Below are 255 nucleotides of genomic sequence, written 5' to 3'. Positions count from 1 at the left end.
TCGCACGCCCAAACAGGTCGAACGGCTCTATCGGAAACGCTCGGCGATTGAGACGAGTTATCGTGTCTTCCGCCAAGCACGGGTGGTAACGACGACTCAGGATCCAATCGTCCGCTTTGCGTTTGTCATAGTTGGATTCTTGCTGGAAAATCTCTGGCTCGTGCTTCGATGGGCGGTCGTCGCCCCCCCACGGCGGGGCGGGCGCGACCTGCCCGAAGAGTTCACGTTCAAAACCTTCTCTGACTGGATCAGACA

The 255-nt window shown here is 58.0% G+C and carries 1 pseudogene; it reads left to right on the top strand.

The annotated features are described in order from the left end of the window. Positions 1–255, top strand: a pseudogene (locus O2S87_RS19255) (ISH3 family transposase); the annotation flags it as partial.

The organism is Halohasta sp. A2 (assembly GCF_056175805.1).
The sequence above is the reverse complement of the archived record's forward strand: the minus strand, read 5'-3'. Positions and strand labels throughout refer to the sequence as shown.